Origin of the sequence: Streptomyces sp. KR55, assembly GCF_052245645.1 — a bacterium.
In the GTDB taxonomy this organism is placed as follows: Bacteria; Actinomycetota; Actinomycetes; order Streptomycetales; family Streptomycetaceae; genus Streptomyces; species Streptomyces flavusporus.
The window spans coordinates 1-16,848 of sequence record NZ_JBQQCE010000020.1 but is presented as its reverse complement, the minus strand read 5'-3'; the positions used below and the strand labels follow the sequence as shown (position 1 = coordinate 16,848).

22 protein-coding genes and 1 pseudogene are annotated in these 16,848 nt (G+C 68.5%); 6 read left to right on the top strand and 17 right to left on the bottom strand.

What is annotated here, in order from left to right; translation table 11 throughout:
• Positions 1-4 precede the first annotated feature (4 nt).
• The gene (locus ACTWQJ_RS04995; RefSeq protein ID WP_443305383.1) at positions 5-784 is read left to right on the top strand and encodes a GntR family transcriptional regulator; all 780 of its coding nucleotides are present in this window, start codon (positions 5-7) and stop codon (positions 782-784) included.
• 410 nt (positions 785-1,194) lie between these two features.
• Here ACTWQJ_RS04995 and ACTWQJ_RS04990 read toward each other — a convergent pair whose 3' ends face one another.
• Together ACTWQJ_RS04990 and ACTWQJ_RS04985 are read right to left on the bottom strand one after the other, a co-directional pair.
• Positions 1,195-1,491, bottom strand: a complete 297-nt coding sequence (locus ACTWQJ_RS04990) for a hypothetical protein (protein ID WP_443305382.1) — start codon at positions 1,489-1,491, stop codon at positions 1,195-1,197.
• Between the two features lie 310 nt (positions 1,492-1,801).
• Complete coding sequence (locus ACTWQJ_RS04985) at positions 1,802-2,368, bottom strand: ATP-binding protein (RefSeq protein WP_443305381.1); 567 nt, start codon at positions 2,366-2,368, stop codon at positions 1,802-1,804.
• Positions 2,369-2,474: 106 nt separating this feature from the next.
• On the opposite strand from ACTWQJ_RS04985, the gene ACTWQJ_RS04980 reads away from it, so the two are divergent.
• On the top strand, positions 2,475-3,920 hold the full coding sequence (locus tag ACTWQJ_RS04980) for a tetratricopeptide repeat protein (RefSeq protein ID WP_443305380.1): 1,446 nt from the start codon (positions 2,475-2,477) through the stop codon (positions 3,918-3,920).
• Positions 3,921-4,006: 86 nt separating this feature from the next.
• Here the strand turns inward: ACTWQJ_RS04980 and ACTWQJ_RS04975 are convergent, their stop codons facing one another.
• The 10 genes from ACTWQJ_RS04975 to ACTWQJ_RS04930 all read right to left on the bottom strand — a co-directional run bounded on the left by ACTWQJ_RS04975 (position 4,007) and on the right by ACTWQJ_RS04930 (position 12,132).
• Positions 4,007-5,305, bottom strand: coding sequence for a dicarboxylate/amino acid:cation symporter (locus tag ACTWQJ_RS04975; RefSeq protein WP_443305379.1), 1,299 nt, complete (start codon positions 5,303-5,305; stop codon positions 4,007-4,009).
• A gap of 66 nt (positions 5,306-5,371) precedes the next feature.
• Entirely contained in the window at positions 5,372-5,473 is a 102-nt protein-coding gene (locus tag ACTWQJ_RS04970) for a putative leader peptide (RefSeq protein ID WP_443305378.1), read from the bottom strand.
• Positions 5,474-5,613: 140 nt separating this feature from the next.
• A complete protein-coding gene (locus ACTWQJ_RS04965) occupies positions 5,614-5,913 on the bottom strand; it encodes a DUF4229 domain-containing protein (RefSeq protein ID WP_443305377.1) in 300 nt (99 codons plus the stop codon).
• Positions 5,914-6,004: 91 nt separating this feature from the next.
• Positions 6,005-6,529: a GNAT family N-acetyltransferase gene (locus ACTWQJ_RS04960; protein WP_443305376.1), complete on the bottom strand. Its 525-nt coding sequence runs from the start codon at positions 6,527-6,529 to the stop codon at positions 6,005-6,007.
• Between the two features lie 16 nt (positions 6,530-6,545).
• Positions 6,546-7,205 (bottom strand): UdgX family uracil-DNA binding protein, encoded by a 660-nt coding sequence (locus ACTWQJ_RS04955; RefSeq protein ID WP_443305375.1) that lies wholly within the window; start codon positions 7,203-7,205, stop codon positions 6,546-6,548.
• A 52-nt stretch (positions 7,206-7,257) separates the two neighbouring features.
• Positions 7,258-8,421, bottom strand: a complete 1,164-nt coding sequence (gene mqnE, locus ACTWQJ_RS04950; protein ID WP_443305374.1) for an aminofutalosine synthase MqnE — start codon at positions 8,419-8,421, stop codon at positions 7,258-7,260.
• 82 nt (positions 8,422-8,503) lie between these two features.
• The gene (locus ACTWQJ_RS04945) at positions 8,504-8,959 is read right to left on the bottom strand and encodes an Lrp/AsnC family transcriptional regulator (RefSeq protein ID WP_129799414.1); all 456 of its coding nucleotides are present in this window, start codon (positions 8,957-8,959) and stop codon (positions 8,504-8,506) included.
• A gap of 54 nt (positions 8,960-9,013) precedes the next feature.
• On the bottom strand, positions 9,014-9,664 hold the full coding sequence (locus tag ACTWQJ_RS04940) for a UbiX family flavin prenyltransferase (RefSeq protein ID WP_443305373.1): 651 nt from the start codon (positions 9,662-9,664) through the stop codon (positions 9,014-9,016).
• A gap of 111 nt (positions 9,665-9,775) precedes the next feature.
• Positions 9,776-10,678 (bottom strand): menaquinone biosynthesis prenyltransferase MqnP, encoded by a 903-nt coding sequence (mqnP, locus tag ACTWQJ_RS04935; protein WP_443305371.1) that lies wholly within the window; start codon positions 10,676-10,678, stop codon positions 9,776-9,778.
• On the bottom strand, positions 10,675-12,132 hold the full coding sequence (locus ACTWQJ_RS04930; protein ID WP_443305370.1) for a menaquinone biosynthesis decarboxylase: 1,458 nt from the start codon (positions 12,130-12,132) through the stop codon (positions 10,675-10,677). The genes mqnP and ACTWQJ_RS04930 overlap by 4 nt, the downstream gene beginning before the upstream one ends.
• A gap of 89 nt (positions 12,133-12,221) precedes the next feature.
• Here ACTWQJ_RS04930 and ACTWQJ_RS04925 point away from each other — a divergent pair, with 89 nt between their 5' ends.
• Entirely contained in the window at positions 12,222-12,569 is a 348-nt protein-coding gene (locus ACTWQJ_RS04925) for a PLD nuclease N-terminal domain-containing protein (RefSeq protein WP_443305368.1), read from the top strand.
• A 9-nt stretch (positions 12,570-12,578) separates the two neighbouring features.
• On the opposite strand, the gene ACTWQJ_RS04920 is transcribed toward ACTWQJ_RS04925, so the two are convergent.
• Entirely contained in the window at positions 12,579-13,079 is a 501-nt protein-coding gene (locus tag ACTWQJ_RS04920) for an LppU/SCO3897 family protein (RefSeq protein WP_443305367.1), read from the bottom strand.
• A 229-nt stretch (positions 13,080-13,308) separates the two neighbouring features.
• Between ACTWQJ_RS04920 and ACTWQJ_RS04915 the strand changes: the two genes are divergently transcribed.
• Positions 13,309-13,908, top strand: a complete 600-nt coding sequence (locus tag ACTWQJ_RS04915; protein ID WP_443305366.1) for a TetR/AcrR family transcriptional regulator — start codon at positions 13,309-13,311, stop codon at positions 13,906-13,908.
• Here the strand turns inward: ACTWQJ_RS04915 and ACTWQJ_RS04910 are convergent.
• Complete coding sequence (locus ACTWQJ_RS04910; protein ID WP_443305403.1) at positions 13,889-13,990, bottom strand: DUF397 domain-containing protein; 102 nt, start codon at positions 13,988-13,990, stop codon at positions 13,889-13,891. The genes ACTWQJ_RS04915 and ACTWQJ_RS04910 overlap by 20 nt on opposite strands.
• The gene (locus tag ACTWQJ_RS04905; RefSeq protein WP_443305402.1) at positions 13,950-14,888 is read right to left on the bottom strand and encodes a helix-turn-helix domain-containing protein; all 939 of its coding nucleotides are present in this window, start codon (positions 14,886-14,888) and stop codon (positions 13,950-13,952) included. The genes ACTWQJ_RS04910 and ACTWQJ_RS04905 overlap by 41 nt, the downstream gene beginning before the upstream one ends.
• A gap of 359 nt (positions 14,889-15,247) precedes the next feature.
• Here ACTWQJ_RS04905 and ACTWQJ_RS04900 point away from each other — a divergent pair, with 359 nt between their 5' ends.
• Together ACTWQJ_RS04900 and ACTWQJ_RS04895 are read left to right on the top strand one after the other, a co-directional pair.
• Positions 15,248-15,628: a DUF7848 domain-containing protein gene (locus ACTWQJ_RS04900; RefSeq protein ID WP_443305365.1), complete on the top strand. Its 381-nt coding sequence runs from the start codon at positions 15,248-15,250 to the stop codon at positions 15,626-15,628.
• Positions 15,629-15,708: 80 nt separating this feature from the next.
• Positions 15,709-16,158: a nucleoside deaminase gene (locus ACTWQJ_RS04895; protein WP_443305363.1), complete on the top strand. Its 450-nt coding sequence runs from the start codon at positions 15,709-15,711 to the stop codon at positions 16,156-16,158.
• A gap of 12 nt (positions 16,159-16,170) precedes the next feature.
• On the opposite strand, the gene ACTWQJ_RS04890 is transcribed toward ACTWQJ_RS04895, so the two are convergent.
• Positions 16,171-16,578 carry an SRPBCC domain-containing protein gene (locus ACTWQJ_RS04890; protein ID WP_443305362.1) on the bottom strand — a complete coding sequence of 136 codons (408 nt, stop codon included), beginning with the start codon at positions 16,576-16,578 and terminating at the stop codon, positions 16,171-16,173.
• Between the two features lie 38 nt (positions 16,579-16,616).
• Positions 16,617-16,848 (bottom strand): annotated as a pseudogene (locus ACTWQJ_RS04885) (CU044_5270 family protein); the annotation flags it as partial.

The following is a 16,848-nucleotide window of genomic DNA, read 5'->3' as shown; positions in this document are numbered from 1 at the left end:
CGAGATGTCCGAGATCCAGCGCCCCGGAGCCCTCTACCAGCAGGTGGCCGCCGCGATCCGCGAGGCGATCCTGTACGGCGAGTTCGCGCCCGACTCCCTGCTTCCGTCCGAGGCCCAACTCATGGCCCGCTACGGCGTCTCCCGGCCCACCGTCCGCAATGCGATCGCAGCCCTGCGCTCGGAAGGTCTCATCGACGTCCGCCACGGCAAGGGCAGCTTCGTACGCTCCAGCGGACAGCCCCACCTCACCATCGAGCGCCGCATCAGCCGCACCGCCGAGGGCAAGTTCGTGATGCCCAACAGCGACGTCTGGCAGGAAGCCGAGGAGCCGAGCACCTACCGCAGCCGCACCACGAAGGACACCGGCCGACTCCTCCAACTCGACGTGGAAGAAGCACTGTTCGGCTGTGACCGGCTGCTCATCGACCCGAGCACCGGGACGCGTGCCATGCACCGAACGCTGATCCCGTTCGAGGTCGCCGAAGCTGTACCGCTTCTCGGCGAGGAGCCGTGCAAGCCTCCGGCAGCGATCTACTGGGTGCTGACCCAGGCCGGACACAAGCTGTCGTGGACCGAGACGGTACGCGCGCGCATGCCGATGCCCGACGAGCGGACCACGCTCCAACTCCCAGACGCTACCCCGATCCTGCACGTCGCCCGCATCGCGCACGGTGCCGACGACCGCCCGCTGTTCCTCGAAGAGCTGCGCTTCGGCGCGGACCGTGCCGAACTCGCCTACCGGATCACCGCCGACAAGCAGCCCGCGCGACGCACCCGCGCCTGAGCGACAACGACCATCGGTCGAAACAGCCTTCACTTCCTCAAGGGCGCGCCTGCGGCGCGCCGGGACGCCCGGCCGCCCCGGCCGGGCGTGCGGCGTGACCGCCGGTCCCGTCCGGTCGCCGGGCGCCCCCACCCGCAGCACGCCTCGGGAACCAAGGCGTCGATCTGCCGTCGCAGGCCGGGGCCCACGGGGCTGGGGGTCGACGGCCTCCGAGACTTTAGGCAGCCACCATGGGGCGAGCCTCGAAGAACAGGGGGCCAATCGGGCACAACCGCGGGCAGGGCCAGTGCCTGCCCGATTCGCCGGGCCAGCGTAAGGCCCCCTGTTCACTCGCCCCATGGCAGCTCCAGCCCAAAGTCTCTCCGGCCGGCGACGTGCCCACGCGCGGCGCTCACCAGCGGAAAGGCCCCTCACGCTGCACCACCCTCGCCGTCAGCGAGCCTCTCCAGGAGCCCGGCGAACCGCTCCACGGCGTCCGGCCAGCCCGCCAGCCTCACGAGCCCGCCCCCGTCCTCGTCCGTCGAGGCCACGGCCCGTAACTCGGACAGCTCGAAGCCCGCACCCAGCAACGCCCGGTTCAACCGGTCCGCAGCCTCGCGTGCCTCGCGCCAGCCCGCCATGTAGTCGACGCCACGCACCCACAGCCCAAACTCCGCGCCCGCCACGTCCAGGCCCTCACGGATCCAGTCCTCACCCGAGCCAGTCACCTTGTCACTCCCGCTAGGTAACAGATCATCAACTCTCTTTGGCCCAGGGCAGATGCACAGCACAACGACCCCGGTACCATCTGGCACCGGGGACCGCTGCGTCCCCTCCCGGACCACCCCGGTTGCTGGCAGGCGCGGGGGTGGTCCGGACTCGGTATGGGGTTGTGAAGCGCGGCCTCTTGGGTCCGGGTGGGGAGCCCGGCGGACAGTCCCAGGAGGCCACGCCCCGTTCACCGGAGGGAGCACCCTCCAGCCCCGGACTGCCGCCCGCTCCTGAGGGAGCAACGCGGAGGCGCCAGCCCGGAGATCATCAAGACATGCAGTCCCCAGCTCCGCCGTCCAGGTCGAAGCGGCACCAGACCGTCTTGCCTCCGCCCCCATTGGGGGTCCACCAGACCGCCGCCGCCACCCGCTGAGTGATCATCAATCCACGGCCACTGTCGGGTAAGACCGCTTCCGTCAACTCGCCCACCAACTCAGGCGAAAGCGCGTCACCCATGGGAAGCAACGGGGGCGTCGAGTCCTCATCCGCGACCCCGATGAAGAGCCACTTCGGATACAGCTTGAAAGTAACGTCGATGCGCCGACAGCCGCCCGCACGGGCCAGATGGCGCTCCGGCACCGCATGGTTCACGACGTTCCCGACCAGTTCCGAGACCGCCAGTCGGGCGTCATACACGACTTCACCCGCAATCACGCCCCGCAGGAACACGGACGTCGAGTCCCGAGCAATGCGTGCCGCGTCACCGCACTCGGCGAACAGCGTCAATGCCAGGAAGTGCCCGCCAGAGGACGGATCGGGCGCCGCGAACCAGTGAGCGTATGCGTCCAGCTCCTTCACCACGTGCTCATGCCGCCGCGTTCTACTCGCGTCCATGACATGGTCCCGTCTCAGGTCACGCCCGCCGAGTCTCTCCCGGCAGGGGACCCGAGAGTGCACCCCGCGTACCGGCTGTCGCTCCCCCCTCTTGGGGACCCCCCTCATGGGTACACTCGCGAGACGGACAGGGCGCGAAGATCGAAAGAGCGGATCAAACAGGATCAGACGTTGGGTCAATCACAAATGGGGAAGTGAGATGACCACAGCTGCACCGACACCGGCAGCTCTCCCGCCTCACGTTCTGGAACGCGCAGACGTGCGGTCGGCGATCGCCAACCACGACTTCGGCGAAGTCTTCAGACTGGCCAAGATCCACGGAAACATCAGCTACGCCAAGATCGCCGAGGCCGTCGGTTACAAGCGCGAGCACATCGGCAAGATGGCCCGACCAGAGACCGACGGCAAGGGCGTCCGCCCACGGATCACCCAGTTCCACAAGATCCTGGAAGTGGTGGACGGCCTACGCATCCCCGGTCATCTCGCAGGACTCGCCCCACGCCCATGGGAGTTGGAACGACCGGCGAGAACCACCCAGGTGGAAGACCCAAGCACCCTGATCGCGCAGGGTGGGGCAGGCATATGGGACATCGCGGAGATGTTGCGACGCACGGAGATGTCCAGCATCAACAGCGCGGCCCTGGAGTCGATCGAGCAAGGCATTGACCAACTCGCCCGCGCCTACCCGTATGCCAACGCCGATTACCTACACGAGCGCACCCGCAACGGCTTGCAGTACGTCACCAAACAGCTCGAAGGCCGGATGACCCTGCGGCAGCATCGAGAACTACTGGTCGACACCGGATGGCTGTTCCTGCTGAATGCGTGCGTCCAGTACGACCGGGGCCAGCGCGAGGCCGCCAACCTCAGCAAGGCCGCCGCACTGCGGATCGGCGAAGAGGCCGGGCACGGCGAGATCATGGCTTGGGCATGGGAGATCGAGGCCTGGTTTGCCCTCACCCAGAGCCGTTGGCAAGACATGCTCAACGCCGTCGAAGCCGGACACGTGGCCGACCAGACACACTCGGTCGGCGTCCAGCTCTACGCTCACAAGGCACGCGCCGCAGCACGCATGGGAGACGGCCGCCTCGTCCGCGAGTCCCTTGACGCCGGACGCGCGAGGCTGGACCGGCTCCCCAAGCCCGACCACCCTGAACACCACTTCATCATCGACCCCGACAAGTGGGACTTCTACGAGATGGACGCCTACCGTCTCCTCGGGGACGACGAGCGCGCCGCCGCCCACGCCCGGTCAGTGATCCGCATCAGCACCGGCCCCGACGGCACTGAGATCTCACCCATGCGCGCAGCAGAGGCCCGCCTCACCCTCGGAGTCGCCGCCGCCCGCATGGGCGAGATCGAAGAAGCCATCGGCATGGGTACCACGGCTCTGGAAGCCGACCGCAAGTCCCTTCCGTCCCTGCTTTTAGTCGCCGACGAGTTGGACAAGGAGCTACGCGCCAGGTACCCGCGCGAAACCGCCACGCGCGACTTCCACGAACAGGTCATGACCATCAAGCGAGGCGCAGCCAAGCCGGAGCTTCCGTTCTGATCCAGCCCATCGAACAGCCGGGCCCCGTTCCGTCGAGGAACGAGGCCCGGATCAATGGCGCGATGAGACTGCCGCACCGTCCGCTATCAGGCGGCGGCAGCCATCACCTGGGGTTCGTCCGCGTCGACAGGGGCCGTTGAGACGCTGTTGTACTTGTCGCGGTCCAAGATCTTCTCTCGCGACGCCACCAGCAACGGGCATACAACTTGTCCGGCGACGTTGGTCGCGGTCCGCATCATGTCCAGGATCGGGTCGATGGCCAGGAGCAGACCGACGCCTTCCATGGGCAGGCCGAGGGTGGACAGGGTGAGGGTCAGCATCACCGTGGCGCCGGTCAGGCCCGCCGTGGCGGCGGAGCCGACCACCGAGACGAACGCGATCAGCAGGTAGTCACCGACGCCCAGCTGGATGTCGAAGATCTGCGCGACGAAGATCGCGGCGATCGCCGGGTAGATGGCGGCGCAGCCGTCCATCTTGGTCGTGGCGCCGAACGGCACGGCGAAGGACGCGTACTCCTTGGGGACGCCGAGGCGTTCGGTGACCTTCTGGGTCAGCGGCATCGTGCCCACCGACGACCGGGAGACGAAGGCCAGCTGGATGGCCGGCCAGGCGCCCTTGAAGAACTGCAGCGGACTGGCCTTGGCGACGGTCGCCAGCAGCACCGGGTAGACCACGAACAGCACGATCGCGCAGCCGACGTAGATGTCGGCGGTGAAGGTGGCGTACTGGCCGATCAGGTCCCAGCCGTAGGTGGCGATGGCGTTGCCGATGAGGCCGACGGTGCCGAGCGGGGCGAGGCGGATGACCCACCACAGGGCCTTCTGGAGGAGTTCGAGGACGGACTCGCTCAGGGTGAGGATCGGCTGGGCCTTCTCGCCGAGCTGGAGGGCGGCGATACCGGCGACGGCGGCCATGAAGACGATCTGCAGCACGTTCAGCTCGGTGAACGGGGTGATCACATCGGTCGGCACGATGCCGGTCAGGAAGTCGATCCAGGAACCGGTGCTCTCGGGCTTCGCGCCGTCCTGCGGGGTGAGGCCGGTGCCGGCACCCGGGTTGGTGACCAGGCCGATGACGATGCCGACGGCCACCGCGATCAGCGACGTGATCATGAACCAGAGGAGGGTGCGCGAGGCCAGACGGGCCGCGTTGTTCACCTTCCGCAGGTTGGTGATCGACACGAGGATCGCGAAGAAGACGAGCGGGGCGACGGCGAGCTTCAGCAGCCCGATGAAGGTGTCGCCGACCTTCTCGAGGGTGGTGACGAGCCAGGACAGGTCCTGGCTTCTGGCTATCCAGCCGAGCAGGACGCCGAGGACGAGACCGGCGATTATCTGGGCCCAGAAGGGCAGCTTGAAGGACTTCGTGTTCGCGGACACGGACATGCTCCGTTGGGGATGCGCAGGGGCTGACGTGAGGGGACTGGCGTAAGGCGCGAGGGTCGCAGGACGTCAGAGGCGACAGGTCGCGGACGCGCACCGGCAGAGGTCCACGTGCAGACGCCCCACGAGCGGAACGCTCCGGGGCGTGGCGGACACAGCTGCGGACTCCATGCTGGAGACCGTAACACCTGAAGTTTGGGGACCTCAAAGCCTGGCTTTGAGAGGCAGGAGACGACTATGCCCCGAACAACGCAAAGCGCCCCGGTTTCCGGGGTCCGGAAACCGGGGCACCTGCAGGCGTGTGACGGACCTTACGACGTCTGCCCCTGCGCCCGGGCCGAGTCGTCGGCGGCGTCCTCCTGGCTGCGGTTGGCCTCCAGGTTGGCCTTCACCCGGTCGACCTTCTGCACGATCCGGACGGAGGCCCGGTCCCGCTCCTTGCGCAGCACCACGAAGCTGATCGGCGCGGAGAGGAGGAGGGCGAGCAGCAGGACCCAGATGCCGTTGGAGGCGCCCAGTCCGCGCGGGGCGAGGCCGGAGTAGACGAGGCCCCAGACGACCACGAAGCAGCCTGCGAAGATTCCGAGGCGCATCAGTGTGTAGCGGAGCATCTCAATCCACTCTTCCGTTCCCGAACGTCACCAAAGGGCACCCTCCAGTGAAGCACGCCACTGCGCCGATCTTGGAAGGGGGTGCGTACGGTCAGGCCAGAGGCAGCAGCATCGTGATGTCGTCCCGGTCGTCCCCCGGCCCCACCCGGATGGCGCCGGGCACGCGGCCGACCTCCTTGTAGCCGCAGGAGCCGTAGAACCGCTCCAGGCCCAGCCCGCCCCGGCAGGTGAGCCGTATCGCCTCGATCCCGTCGAGCGTACGGGCCGCGTCCGCGGCGGCGGCCAGCAGGTCACGGCCGTAGCCCTTGCCCTGGTGGCGCGGATGCACCATCACCGTGTACAGCCACAGCCAGTGCGTCATGAGCCGGTGCGTGTTGAAGGTGAGGAACGCGGTCGCGGCCACCCGCCCGCCCTCGTCGTGCCCGACGAGCAGCCGGGCCCGGCCCTCACTGAGGGCGACCAGCTGCTTCACCAGCTCCGGCCGAATCGCCTCCCGGCTCACCGGGGGGACGAAGCCGACGGCTCCGCCCGCGTTGGACACATCGGTCCAGAGGTCGAGGATGCCGTCGTGGAGGGCGGGGTCGACGGCGGGGTCGAGTGTGACAGTAAGGGACACGGCGCCATAGTAGCTATTACGACAGCGCTCGCGCCGCCACTTTCAGATCAGCGACCAGCCCCTCGTACGCGGCCTTCCGGTCCTTGTCGTCCTGCGCCCGCAGCACCGACGACGGATGCACCGTCGCCACCAGCTTCTCCGGCCGGCCGTGGATCTCGCGCTCCAGCAGCGCCCCTCGTACCTCCCCGACCCGGAACGACGAGCCCAGCAGCGCCTTCCCCGCGGTCGCGCCCAGGATCACGATCAGCTCGGGCTCCACGACGGCCAGCTCGGCGGCCAGCCAGGGGCCGCACGCGGTCATCTCCCGGAGGGTCGGCGTCTTGTGGATACGGCGCTTGCGGGGCTCGGCCTGGGTGAACTTGAAGTGCTTCACGGCATTGGTGACGTACGCGTCCGCTGGGTCTATGCCGGCCTCATGCAGCGCGCGGTCCAGTAGGCGGCCGGCGGGACCGACGAACGGCTTGCCCTGCCGGTCCTCCTGGTCGCCGGGTTGCTCGCCTACGAGCATCACCCGGGCATCCTCGGCCCCGGCGCCGAACACGGTCTGCGTGGCGTCCCGGTGCAGCGGGCAGCCCCGGCAACCGGCGGCGGCCCGGCGCAGGGCGGGGAGGCCGGCACGTTCGGGGACGAAGGGGGCGGCTGTGTAGGCATCCTCGGGGGCCTTTGTGCTCACCATGGAGCCCGGGTACCCCTGGTTGCGGGAGTGTCCCAGCCCAGGGGCGCCCCCCTCACACCCGCATCGGCTGCGGTGACTCCCGGCGCGCCGGGTCGGCGCCCTCGTACTCGCGGATGATCTCGTACCGCGTGTTCCGCTCCACCGGGCGGAAGCCCGCGTCGCGGATCAGGTCCAGCAGGTCGTCGCGGGTCAGCTTGTTCGGGGTGCCGTAGTTGTCGGCATCGTGCGTGATCTTGTACTCGACGACCGAGCCGTCCATGTCGTCGGCGCCGTGCTGGAGGGCGAGCTGGGCGGTCTGCAGGCCGTGCATGACCCAGAAGACCTTGACGTGCGGGACGTTGTCGAACAGCAGCCGGGAGACGGCGAAGGTCTTCAGGGCCTCGGCGGGGGTCGCCATCGCGGTCCTGGCCTGCAGCCGGTTGCGTACCTTCCCGTCCTTCATGTCGACGAAGTCGTGCTGGTAGCGCAGCGGGATGAAGACCTGGAAGCCGCCGGTCTCGTCCTGCAGCTCACGGAGGCGGAGGACATGGTCGACCCGATGCCTCGGCTCCTCGATGTGGCCGTACAGCATGGTGCAGGGGGTCTTGAGACCCTTTTCGTGCGCCAGCCGGTGGATACGGGACCAGTCCTCCCAGTGGGTCCGGTGATCCACGATGTGCTGCCGGACCTCCCAGTCGAAGATCTCGGCACCGCCGCCGGTGAGGGACTCCAGGCCGGCGTCGATCAGCTCGTCCAGGATCTCGGAGGCGCTGAGCCCCGAGATGGTCTCGAAGTGGTGGATCTCCGTGGCCGTGAAGGCCTTCAGGGAGACGTTCGGCAGGGCCGCCTTCAGCTCGCGCAGGGAGCGCGGGTAGTAGCGCCACGGCAGGTTGGGGTGCAGCCCGTTGACGATGTGCAGCTCGGTGAGGTTCTCGCCCTCCATCGCCTTGGCGAGCTTGACGGCCTCCTCGATGCGCATCGTGTACGCGTCCTTCTCGCCCGGCTTGCGCTGGAAGGAGCAGTAGGCGCAGGACGCGGTGCACACGTTCGTCATGTTGAGGTGCCGGTTGACGTTGAAGTGCACGACGTCGCCGTTCTTCCGCGTCCGCACCTCGTGGGCGAGTCCGCCGAGCCAGGCGAGGTCGTCCGACTCGTACAGTGCGATGCCGTCCTCGCGGGTCAGCCGCTCACCGGAGCGGACCTTCTCCTCCAGCTCGCGCTTGAGCCCGACGTCCATACGTTCGCCCTTTCCACGACAACTCGCCCAACCGTACCCCCCGCCCTTCGGGCGGGAGATGCCCCCATGCGGCGCTGCGCGCCTACACCTCTTCCGGCAGCTCGCCCACCCGGTTCTCCCACTTGGTGGAGAGCACGATGGTGGTACGGGTCCTGGACACGCCCTTGGTCCCGCTCAGCCGTCGGATGATCCTCTCCAGCCCGTCGACGTCCGTCGCACGCACCTTGAGCATGAAGGAGTCGTCGCCGGCGATGAACCAGCAGTCCTCGATCTCCGGCAGGTCCTTCAGCCGGCGTGCCACGTCCTCGTGGTCGGCGGCGTCGGAGAGCGAGATGCCGATCAGGGCGGTGACGCCGAGACCGAGCGAGGCGGCGTTCACGGTGGCGCGGTAGCCGGTGATGACACCGGCCGCCTCCAGCCGGTTGATGCGGTCGGTGACGCTGGGGCCCGACAGGCCGACGAGGCGCCCCAGCTCCGCGTAGGAGGCCCGGCCGTTCTCCCTCAGGGCCTGGATGAGCTGCCTGTCCACGGCGTCCATGCGATCGAAGCCTTCCGCTGAAGAGTCTGACGAGTTCCTGGAGTTGATCAGGCGTTAGGTGGTGCGGGACCCGCCGCCCAGTTCGCCCTTCCAGCGGCGGTAGAGCGTGTGCGGGACGCCCGCCGCGTCGAGGACACGTCCGGCGACGAAGTCGACGAGGTCCTGGATGTGGGTGGCGCCCGCGTAGAAGGCCGGCGAGGCCGGCACGACGGTGGCGCCCGCGTCGTCCAGGGCGACGAGGTGCCGCAGGGTCTGCCCGTTCAACGGCGTCTCCCGTACGGCGACGACGAGGGCCCGGCGCTCCTTGAGCGTCACGCTCGCCGCCCGCTGGAGGAGGTCCTTGGACAGCCCGAGCGCGACACCGGCGACGCAGGCCGTGGAGGCGGGGACGATGAGCATGCCCTTCGTGGGGTACGACCCCGAGGACGGCCCGGCGGCCAGGTCCCCGGCACTCCAGTGCCGTACGCCCGAGATGTCCACGGCGAAGGCGTCCGGTTTCCCGTCGGCCCCTCGCGCGAGCCATTCCCGCAGGTCGTCCTGCCAGTGCGCGTCCCGGAAGGGCAGGCCGGTCTCGTCGAGCAGCGTGAGCCGAGAGGCCCTGCTGATGACCAGGTCGACGCTCTCCCCCGCATCCAGCAGCGCCCGCAGCACAGCGGCGGCATAGGGCGTACCGGACGCCCCGGACACCCCCACGATCCAAGGCACGCGCTGCGTTTCTCCTGCGTTCACACCTTGAGCGTACCGGTGGACGGAAAGGTCTTCAGGACCGGTGGGGTGCCTCCGGGGTCCTGCCCTCGATGGCAGGCCGAACGCTGTTCACACCGTCAGACCCCGGACCAGGAGATCCAGCAGCGCGCACACGAAGAGGGCAATGCCGATGAACCCGTTGACGCTGAAGAACGCGCGGTTCAGGCGGGACAGGTCGTGCGGGCGGACGATGGTGTGCTCGTACAGGAACGCGCCGGCGACGATCAGCAGGCCCAGCCAGAAGAACGTGCCCGCGTCGGTCACCACGGCGTACCAGACGAACAGCGCCGTCGTCACGGCGTGGCAGACCCGCGCCCCCCAGATCGCCGCCGGGATCCCGAAGCGGGCCGGGACCGACATGACGCCGACCTCGCGGTCGGTCTCGACGTCCTGGCAGGCGTAGATCAGGTCGAAGCCGCCGATCCAGATGCCGACGGCCAGGCCCAGGATCACCGCCTCCCAGGACCACTCGCCGGTGATGGCCAGCCAGCCGCCGACCGGGCCCATGGCCTGGGCGAGACCGAGGATGGCCTGGGGGAAGTTCGTGAACCGTTTGCCGTACGGGTAGACCACCATCGGGATCACCGCGACGGGGGCCAGGGCCAGGCAGAGGGGGTTGAGCAGGGCCGCCGCACCGAGGAAGACCACCAGGGCGATGAGGGCGCCGGTCCAGGCGTGCCGTACCGACATCGCGCCCGTCACCAGCTCACGGTGGGCCGTTCGGGGGTTCCGCGCGTCGATCTCGCGGTCGATGATCCGGTTGACGGCCATCGCGAAGGTGCGCAGGCCCACCATCGCGAGCGTGACGAGGAACAGCCGTCCCCAGTGGATGTTCCTGTCCCACTCGTACATCGCGGTGAGAGCGGCGATGTAGGCGAAGGGAAGCGCGAAGACGGAGTGCTCGATCATCACCAGGCGCAGGAACGCCTTCGTGCGCCCCGGCTGCGGGAGCGCCGCGGAAGCCGAACTCACAGTCCGTACTCCTTCCAGCGGCGGTCGACCTTCGCCGCCGTATCGGGGTCGGACAGCACCATGTCCGGCCAGCCGCCGTCGCGCGTGTAGCCCTCCTCGGGCCACTTCTTCGTCGCGTCGATGCCCGCCTTGCCGCCCCAGAACTGCTGGTAGGAGGCGTGGTCGAGATGGTCGACGGGGCCTTCGACGACCGTGAGGTCGCGGGCGTAGTCCGTGTTGCCGAGGGCCCGCCAGGCGACCTCGTGCAGATCATGGACGTCACAGTCGGCGTCGACGACCACGATCAGTTTGGTCAGGGACATCATGTGCGCACCCCAGACCGCGTGCATCACCTTCTGCGCGTGCTTGGGGTACTTCTTGTCGATCGACACGATCGCGCAGTTGTGGAAACCGCCTGCCTCGGGCAGGTGGTAGTCCACGATGTCCGGGATGATGATCTTCAGCAGGGGGAGGAAGAAACGCTCGGTCGCACGGCCGAGGGGTCCGTCCTCCGTCGGGGGGCGGCCTACGACGATCGACTGCAGGAGGGGCCGTTTCCGCATCGTCACGCAGTCGATCTTCAGCGCCGGGAACGGCTCCTGCGGCGTGTAGAAGCCGGTGTGGTCGCCGAACGGGCCCTCGGGCAGCATCTCACCGGGCTCCAGCCAGCCCTCGATGACGACCTCCGCCTGCGCCGGCACCTGGAGCGGCACGGTCTTGCAGTCGACCATCTCGATCCGCTTGCCCGCGATGAACCCGGCGAAGAGGTACTCGTCGATGTCGCCGGGGAGGGGGGCGGTGGAGGCGTAGGTGACGGCGGGCGGGCAGCCGAAGGCGATCGCGACCGGGAGCCGCTCGCCTCGCCTCGCGGCGACCTGGTAGTGGTTGCGGCTGTCCTTGTGGATCTGCCAGTGCATGCCGATGGTGCGCTTGTCGTGGCGCTGGAGGCGGTACAGGCCGAGGTTGCGGATCCCGGTCTCCGGGTCCTTGGTGTGGGTCAGCCCCAGGTTGAAGAAGGAGCCGCCGTCCTGCGGCCAGGTGAAGAGGGCGGGGAGCGCGTCGAGGTCGACGTCGTCGCCGCGCAGCACCACTTCCTGGACGGGCGCGTTGTCGGATTTGACCTTCTTCGGCGGTACGTGGGTCATTGCGCCGAGCTTGCCGAAGGCCTCGCGCACACCGACGAACCCGTGCGGCAGCTCCGGCTTCAGCAGCCCGCCGATCTTGTCGCTGATCTCGCCGTACGACTTCAGGCCCAGGGCCTTCAGCAGCCGGCGGTCGGTCCCGAAGACGTTCATGGCGAGGGGCATCGACGACCCCTTCACCTTCTCGAAGAGCAGCGCGGGACCGCCCGCCTTCTGCACCCGGTCGACGATCTCCCCGATCTCCAGATACGGGTCGACCTCCACCTTGATGCGCTTCAGGTCCCCCTCGCGCTCCAGTGCCCTGAGCAGGGAGCGAAGATCGTCGTATGCCATGGGGCCAAGTATCCCCGAGGGGCTACCCTGGCCCCGTCACGGGGGCCGTACGCGCGGCTCCCGACCACCGTTCCACAAAGGGAGTGCTGATGCTCCGGATCCTGATGTTCGTGGTGCCGCTGGCACTGAGCGTGTATGCGTTCATCGACTGCATCAGCACCGACGAGAAGGACATCCGGCACATGCCCAAGCCGCTGTGGGCGATCCTCGTGCTGCTGTTCCCGCTCGTCGGGTCGATCTCCTGGCTGATCGCGGGCAAAAAGCGCCACCCGGCCGGCCCGGGCCGCCCCGGCGGCTGGGCGGCCGGCGGACGCCGGCAGCAGTGGGTCGCGCCGGACGACAACCCGGAGTTCCTGAAGTCCCTTTCCGACGAGGACCGGGAGGACCGGGAGGACCGGGAGGACCGGGACAAGAAGAAGGACGGCGACGACAGCTGAGGCTGAGTGTCAGTACTGCGCGTACGAGCCGAGGCCGATCAGGCAGTACACGTACTCGTTGATGGTCGCGCCGTTGAGGGTGTACCGGGAGGAGAAGGCGTACTCCGTCCTGGGGTTGCTGTTGCAGCGGCTCATGTCCGAGGTGAAGGGGATCGTCTCGATCACCTGGTAGTGGGCGTCGGATGCCGAGCAGGAGACCTCCTCTACGTCGCTGACCTCCTGTGCGGTGGTGGAGTTGGGCAGCGTTCCGTTGAGGCAGGTGCCGGACTCGTACGGGTCGGGGGCCTCGGTCTCGGTGCCGTAGGGGTCGTCGGCGGAGGGGTCTTCTTCGGTGTACGGGTCTTCCGTGTACGGCTCGTCGGTGTACTCGTCCTCGGTTGGCTCGTCCTCGGTGTACTCGTCCTCCGTGTACGGGTCCTCGGTGCTGGAGTCGTAGGGCGCCGAGCTGCTCGCGTAGGCGGAGGAGTCGCCGGCGTTGTCGCCGGCGGCGCATCCGCTGGTCGACGTCACCAGTAATACGGTCGCTGCAGCGGCTCCTAACGCCCCCAGCCATCGGGAGCCGCGCGACGGAACGGGAGCGGAGGGGGTCTTGGGCGAGGACGGCACCGGCGGCTCCAAGTCGTGAGGCGATGCGGACAAGTGTGGAGCATCAGCTCATCGTTCTGGAATGTCTTTCTAGAAAGTCACTCCAGACATTCACCGAACCCGCATGCCGGAGAAGGTGATCTACGCTGGCCGTATGAGCCCCAAGCAGCAACGTGGCGAGGCCACCGCCGAACTACTCCTGGACGCCGCGCTGCGCGTGTACGCCGAGTCGGGTGAGCAGGGCCTGACGGTCAGCGCCGTCACCAAGGCCAGCGGGGTCAGCCTGGGCAGCCTCTACCACCACTTCGGCAGCATCGACGGCCTCGTCAACGCCCTGCTGATGCGCTGGCTGGAACGGCTGCTGGGCGAGATGGTCATCGCCCTGAAACGTTCCCGCAGCGCCCGGACCGGTGTCCGCGCCATCGTGAGGACCTACCTGGGCTTCATCCAGGAGCACCGGGAAGTAGGCATGCTGCTGCACTCCTCCCGCGCCGACCGCCTCGGAATGACGCAGGCCAGACAACTCCGCGACGCCCAGGAGGCCAGGCTGTCGCCGCTGTCGGACTGGATCGGCCTGTACGTCGAGAAGGGCGAGATCGCGCCCCTGCCGCCGGCACTGATCGAGAGCCTCGTCCTCGGCCCCGTCATCGGCACCGCCCGCCGTTGGCTGGCCGTCGGCGACGTCGACCTCGACGAGGCGGCGCGTGTCCTGCCGGAACGGATCTGGCGGTCGATCAGCGCAGAGTCGCGGTGAACGCGGACCACGCCTCGCGGCGGACGACGAGGACGGGGCCGTCAGGGTTCTTGCTGTCGCGGATGGGGACGACGGCGGGGATAGCGGGGGCGATTTCTATGCAGTCGCCGCCGTTTGTTCCGCTGTAGCTGCTCTTGATCCAGATCGCCGCGCTGAGATCCTGACTGTTCATAGTGCTCGTACCTCTCCATCAAGTCGCTGATCAGAGCAGCTGATTCGCGGGCCGACAGAGCATCAGCCCTGAGCACATCATAGGTCTGGCGATGGCGGGCGAAGAGGGCCGGATTGTCGTTGAAGTGACCACGGTCCAGCGACTCTGAGTACACCCACTGGTGTCCGTCCGGCAGCGTGATCAACGACATGGAAGTGTTGGGGCGGTCGATGTCGGGGTCATGGGCGGGCACCACCTGAATTCGGATGTTGGGACGCCGACCCGCGTCCAGTAGGTGGGCGAACTGCTCCTGCATGATCGCCTTACTGCCCACCATTGTGCGCAGGCAGCTCTCGTCCAGCACCGCGACGAACAGGGGACCGTCTGGGGCGAGAAAGCGCTGTTGTCGGCTCAGCCGGGCCTTGACGCGCTCCTCTACCTCGTCAGCGCTCACAATGTGACGGGAGAACAGGGCTCGTGCGTAGTCCTCTGTCTGCAACAGGCCCGGCATGACGTGAGCCTGGTATGCAAGCACAGCAATGGCCTCGGCATCCATGCGGACGCGCCGCTCGAACCAATCCGGATGCTCCACCTGCGGATACCAATCGATCCGCCCCCACAGCCGCAGCAACGCCCCACTCGTGCCCAGCACTTCATCGCACTTCTTCGCGAACGCGTCCTGCGGAACCCTCGTCCCCGCCTCCACCCGCGCCACAAGCGACCGGTCGCAGGGGATCTGGCTCGCCAGCGCCTCCTGCGTGAGAAACGCGGCCTCGCGGAAGTGCCGTAGTAACTCGCCGAACAGCGCGGCGTTGCTGACCCCTGCCATTGAGTCGGCGTTGCGTTGGGTCACAGGTTCCCCCTCCGTGACAGTGCCGCGTGGCACACGTGATGCATTGATGCGGACGGTTCCCCTGGGCGACGCTCGATACACCCAGCGTAATGAAGCGTGCTCGGAGTGGACATGGTTGAGCAGTTCGAGACAGGGACATTCGTCTACGACCCCCGGTCGGACAGGGTCGGCGAGTACCGCGGCAAGGCGGGCCCGTACGCGATGCTGCGCCCCGTCGGCGGCGGCCGGGAGTGGCAGGCGGACCCGACGCGCATCCGCACGGCGACGCCGGAGGAACGGCTGAGCGCGAACGTGCGGGCGGCCAACCACCGCTCAGAGAACGGCGTTTCGGCGGCATGTCCGCCGGTGCCGGTCCCCGGGTGTGCGTCGTGCGCGGAGTTGGCGGCGTTGCGGGAGGAGGCGCGGGCCCGGTCGGACGGGAGCTCGGAGACGGACGCGGACGTACTGCTGCGCCGACATCAGGCGCAGGCGCACCCGGAGGGCGTCCGGCGCCGGGTGTTCCGTTACGTGCCGTACTCGATGTTCCAGGACCGTCTGCGGAGCCGGAGTACGAGGCGCGGTGTGTCTCGGGTGAGGAAGCCGACTGCGGGGCGAGGTCGGGGCCGCGCCTCGCCCCGGCGGAGGTGGAGGAGTGGCAGCGCAGGCACACCCAGGAAACCCGCCACACCCGATACCGCCGCAGCTTCGTGGACTACGCGGTGCTGGAACGCCAGTAACACCACCCCGGTAAGGGGGTGACCGTCGGGGCCGCCTCGGGCACGTTGCCCCGGTGCCTGCGCGCCAGCAGAGTGGACGTATGGATCAGGCACAGTCCCGCGCATGGCTCGCCACCGCCGTCGCCGAGGCCCGCGCCGGGCTGGCCGAGGGCGGCATCCCGATCGGCGCCGCGCTGTACGCCCCCGACGGCACTCTGCTCGGCCGCGGCCACAACCGGCGCGTCCAGGACGACGACCCCTCGATGCACGCGGAGACGGCCGCGTTCCGCAACGCCGGGCGGCAGCGCTCCTACCGCGGTACGACGATGGTGACGACGCTCTCCCCGTGCTGGTACTGCTCCGGCCTGGTCCGGCAGTTCGGGATCTCGCGGGTGGTGATCGGCGAGGCCGTCACCTTTCATGGCGGGCACGACTGGCTGGCGGAGCACGGCGTGAAGATCGTGCTCGTCGACGATCCCGAGTGCGTGGCGATGATGCGCGCCTTCATCGCCACGCACTCGGCTCTGTGGAACGAGGACATCGGTGAGTGAGCCGTCGGCCTGCTACGGGGCGCCGGCCTCCAGGAATGCGATCAGACGTTCGAATCGGGCGCGCCAGCGCGGCTCCGACTCCTGCTCGCCCTCGAACTCGTGGGTGAACCGCAGGGCGCTGCCCTCGTCTCCGTCGCGCTCCAGGTGGAAGCGGATCCGGCCACCGTCCTCCACCGTGTACTCGGCGACCCGGTCCACGTCCCAGGCGGTCACGTGTCCGGAGCCGACGTCACGCAGGGTGACCGTGCCGCCGAGGCGGGGTTCGAGCACGTCGGCCGGGGTGAACCAGGCCGCGAGCCCGTCGCTCGTGGCCAGTGCGGGCCAGACCTGTTCCATGGGCCGGGGAAGACGCACCAGGAAGTGCAGGATGTGCGTGTTCCCGTGGGTCTGGCTGATGCCCTGTTCGATGGAACCGGTCATGGCACCAGCCTGACCCGTTACGCCGGGCTGCGCACGTGTTACGGGCGCTCGCCCGGCCTGTCCACGACGGCCCGGCGCAGGACGGCGGTGTTGCTGGTGACGGTGCCCTCCTCGATGTTGGAGTAGTCCTCGGTGGCCACGCTGCGCTCGCCGAGGAACTCGTGGGTCCGCGCGTCGAAGATCCACTCGTCGCGCGAGGGGTTGTCGGGGTCCTCGCGGGTGATCGCGACGCCGCGCCGGCCGACGGCGTCGACCGCGTCCTCCCGCACG

Bases quoted from the DNA above. Each gene is read 5' to 3' on its own strand.
- ACTWQJ_RS04955 (WP_443305375.1), bottom strand. From the start codon at position 7,205: ATGGTGAGCACAAAGGCCCCCGAGGATGCCTACACAGCCGCCCCCTTC.
- ACTWQJ_RS04895 (WP_443305363.1), top strand. From the start codon at position 15,709: ATGGATCAGGCACAGTCCCGCGCATGGCTCGCCACCGCCGTCGCCGAG.
- ACTWQJ_RS04965 (WP_443305377.1), bottom strand. From the start codon at position 5,913: ATGCTCCGCTACACACTGATGCGCCTCGGAATCTTCGCAGGCTGCTTC.
- ACTWQJ_RS04980 (WP_443305380.1), top strand. From the start codon at position 2,475: ATGGGTACACTCGCGAGACGGACAGGGCGCGAAGATCGAAAGAGCGGA.
- ACTWQJ_RS04975 (WP_443305379.1), bottom strand. From the start codon at position 5,305: ATGTCCGTGTCCGCGAACACGAAGTCCTTCAAGCTGCCCTTCTGGGCC.
- ACTWQJ_RS04970 (WP_443305378.1), bottom strand. From the start codon at position 5,473: ATGGAGTCCGCAGCTGTGTCCGCCACGCCCCGGAGCGTTCCGCTCGTG.
- ACTWQJ_RS04925 (WP_443305368.1), top strand. From the start codon at position 12,222: ATGCTCCGGATCCTGATGTTCGTGGTGCCGCTGGCACTGAGCGTGTAT.
- ACTWQJ_RS04890 (WP_443305362.1), bottom strand. From the start codon at position 16,578: ATGACCGGTTCCATCGAACAGGGCATCAGCCAGACCCACGGGAACACG.
- mqnE (WP_443305374.1), bottom strand. From the start codon at position 8,421: ATGGACGTCGGGCTCAAGCGCGAGCTGGAGGAGAAGGTCCGCTCCGGT.
- ACTWQJ_RS04945 (WP_129799414.1), bottom strand. From the start codon at position 8,959: ATGGACGCCGTGGACAGGCAGCTCATCCAGGCCCTGAGGGAGAACGGC.
- ACTWQJ_RS04915 (WP_443305366.1), top strand. From the start codon at position 13,309: ATGAGCCCCAAGCAGCAACGTGGCGAGGCCACCGCCGAACTACTCCTG.
- ACTWQJ_RS04905 (WP_443305402.1), bottom strand. From the start codon at position 14,888: ATGGCAGGGGTCAGCAACGCCGCGCTGTTCGGCGAGTTACTACGGCAC.
- ACTWQJ_RS04900 (WP_443305365.1), top strand. From the start codon at position 15,248: ATGTCCGCCGGTGCCGGTCCCCGGGTGTGCGTCGTGCGCGGAGTTGGC.
- ACTWQJ_RS04985 (WP_443305381.1), bottom strand. From the start codon at position 2,368: ATGGACGCGAGTAGAACGCGGCGGCATGAGCACGTGGTGAAGGAGCTG.
- ACTWQJ_RS04930 (WP_443305370.1), bottom strand. From the start codon at position 12,132: ATGGCATACGACGATCTTCGCTCCCTGCTCAGGGCACTGGAGCGCGAG.
- ACTWQJ_RS04995 (WP_443305383.1), top strand. From the start codon at position 5: ATGTCCGAGATCCAGCGCCCCGGAGCCCTCTACCAGCAGGTGGCCGCC.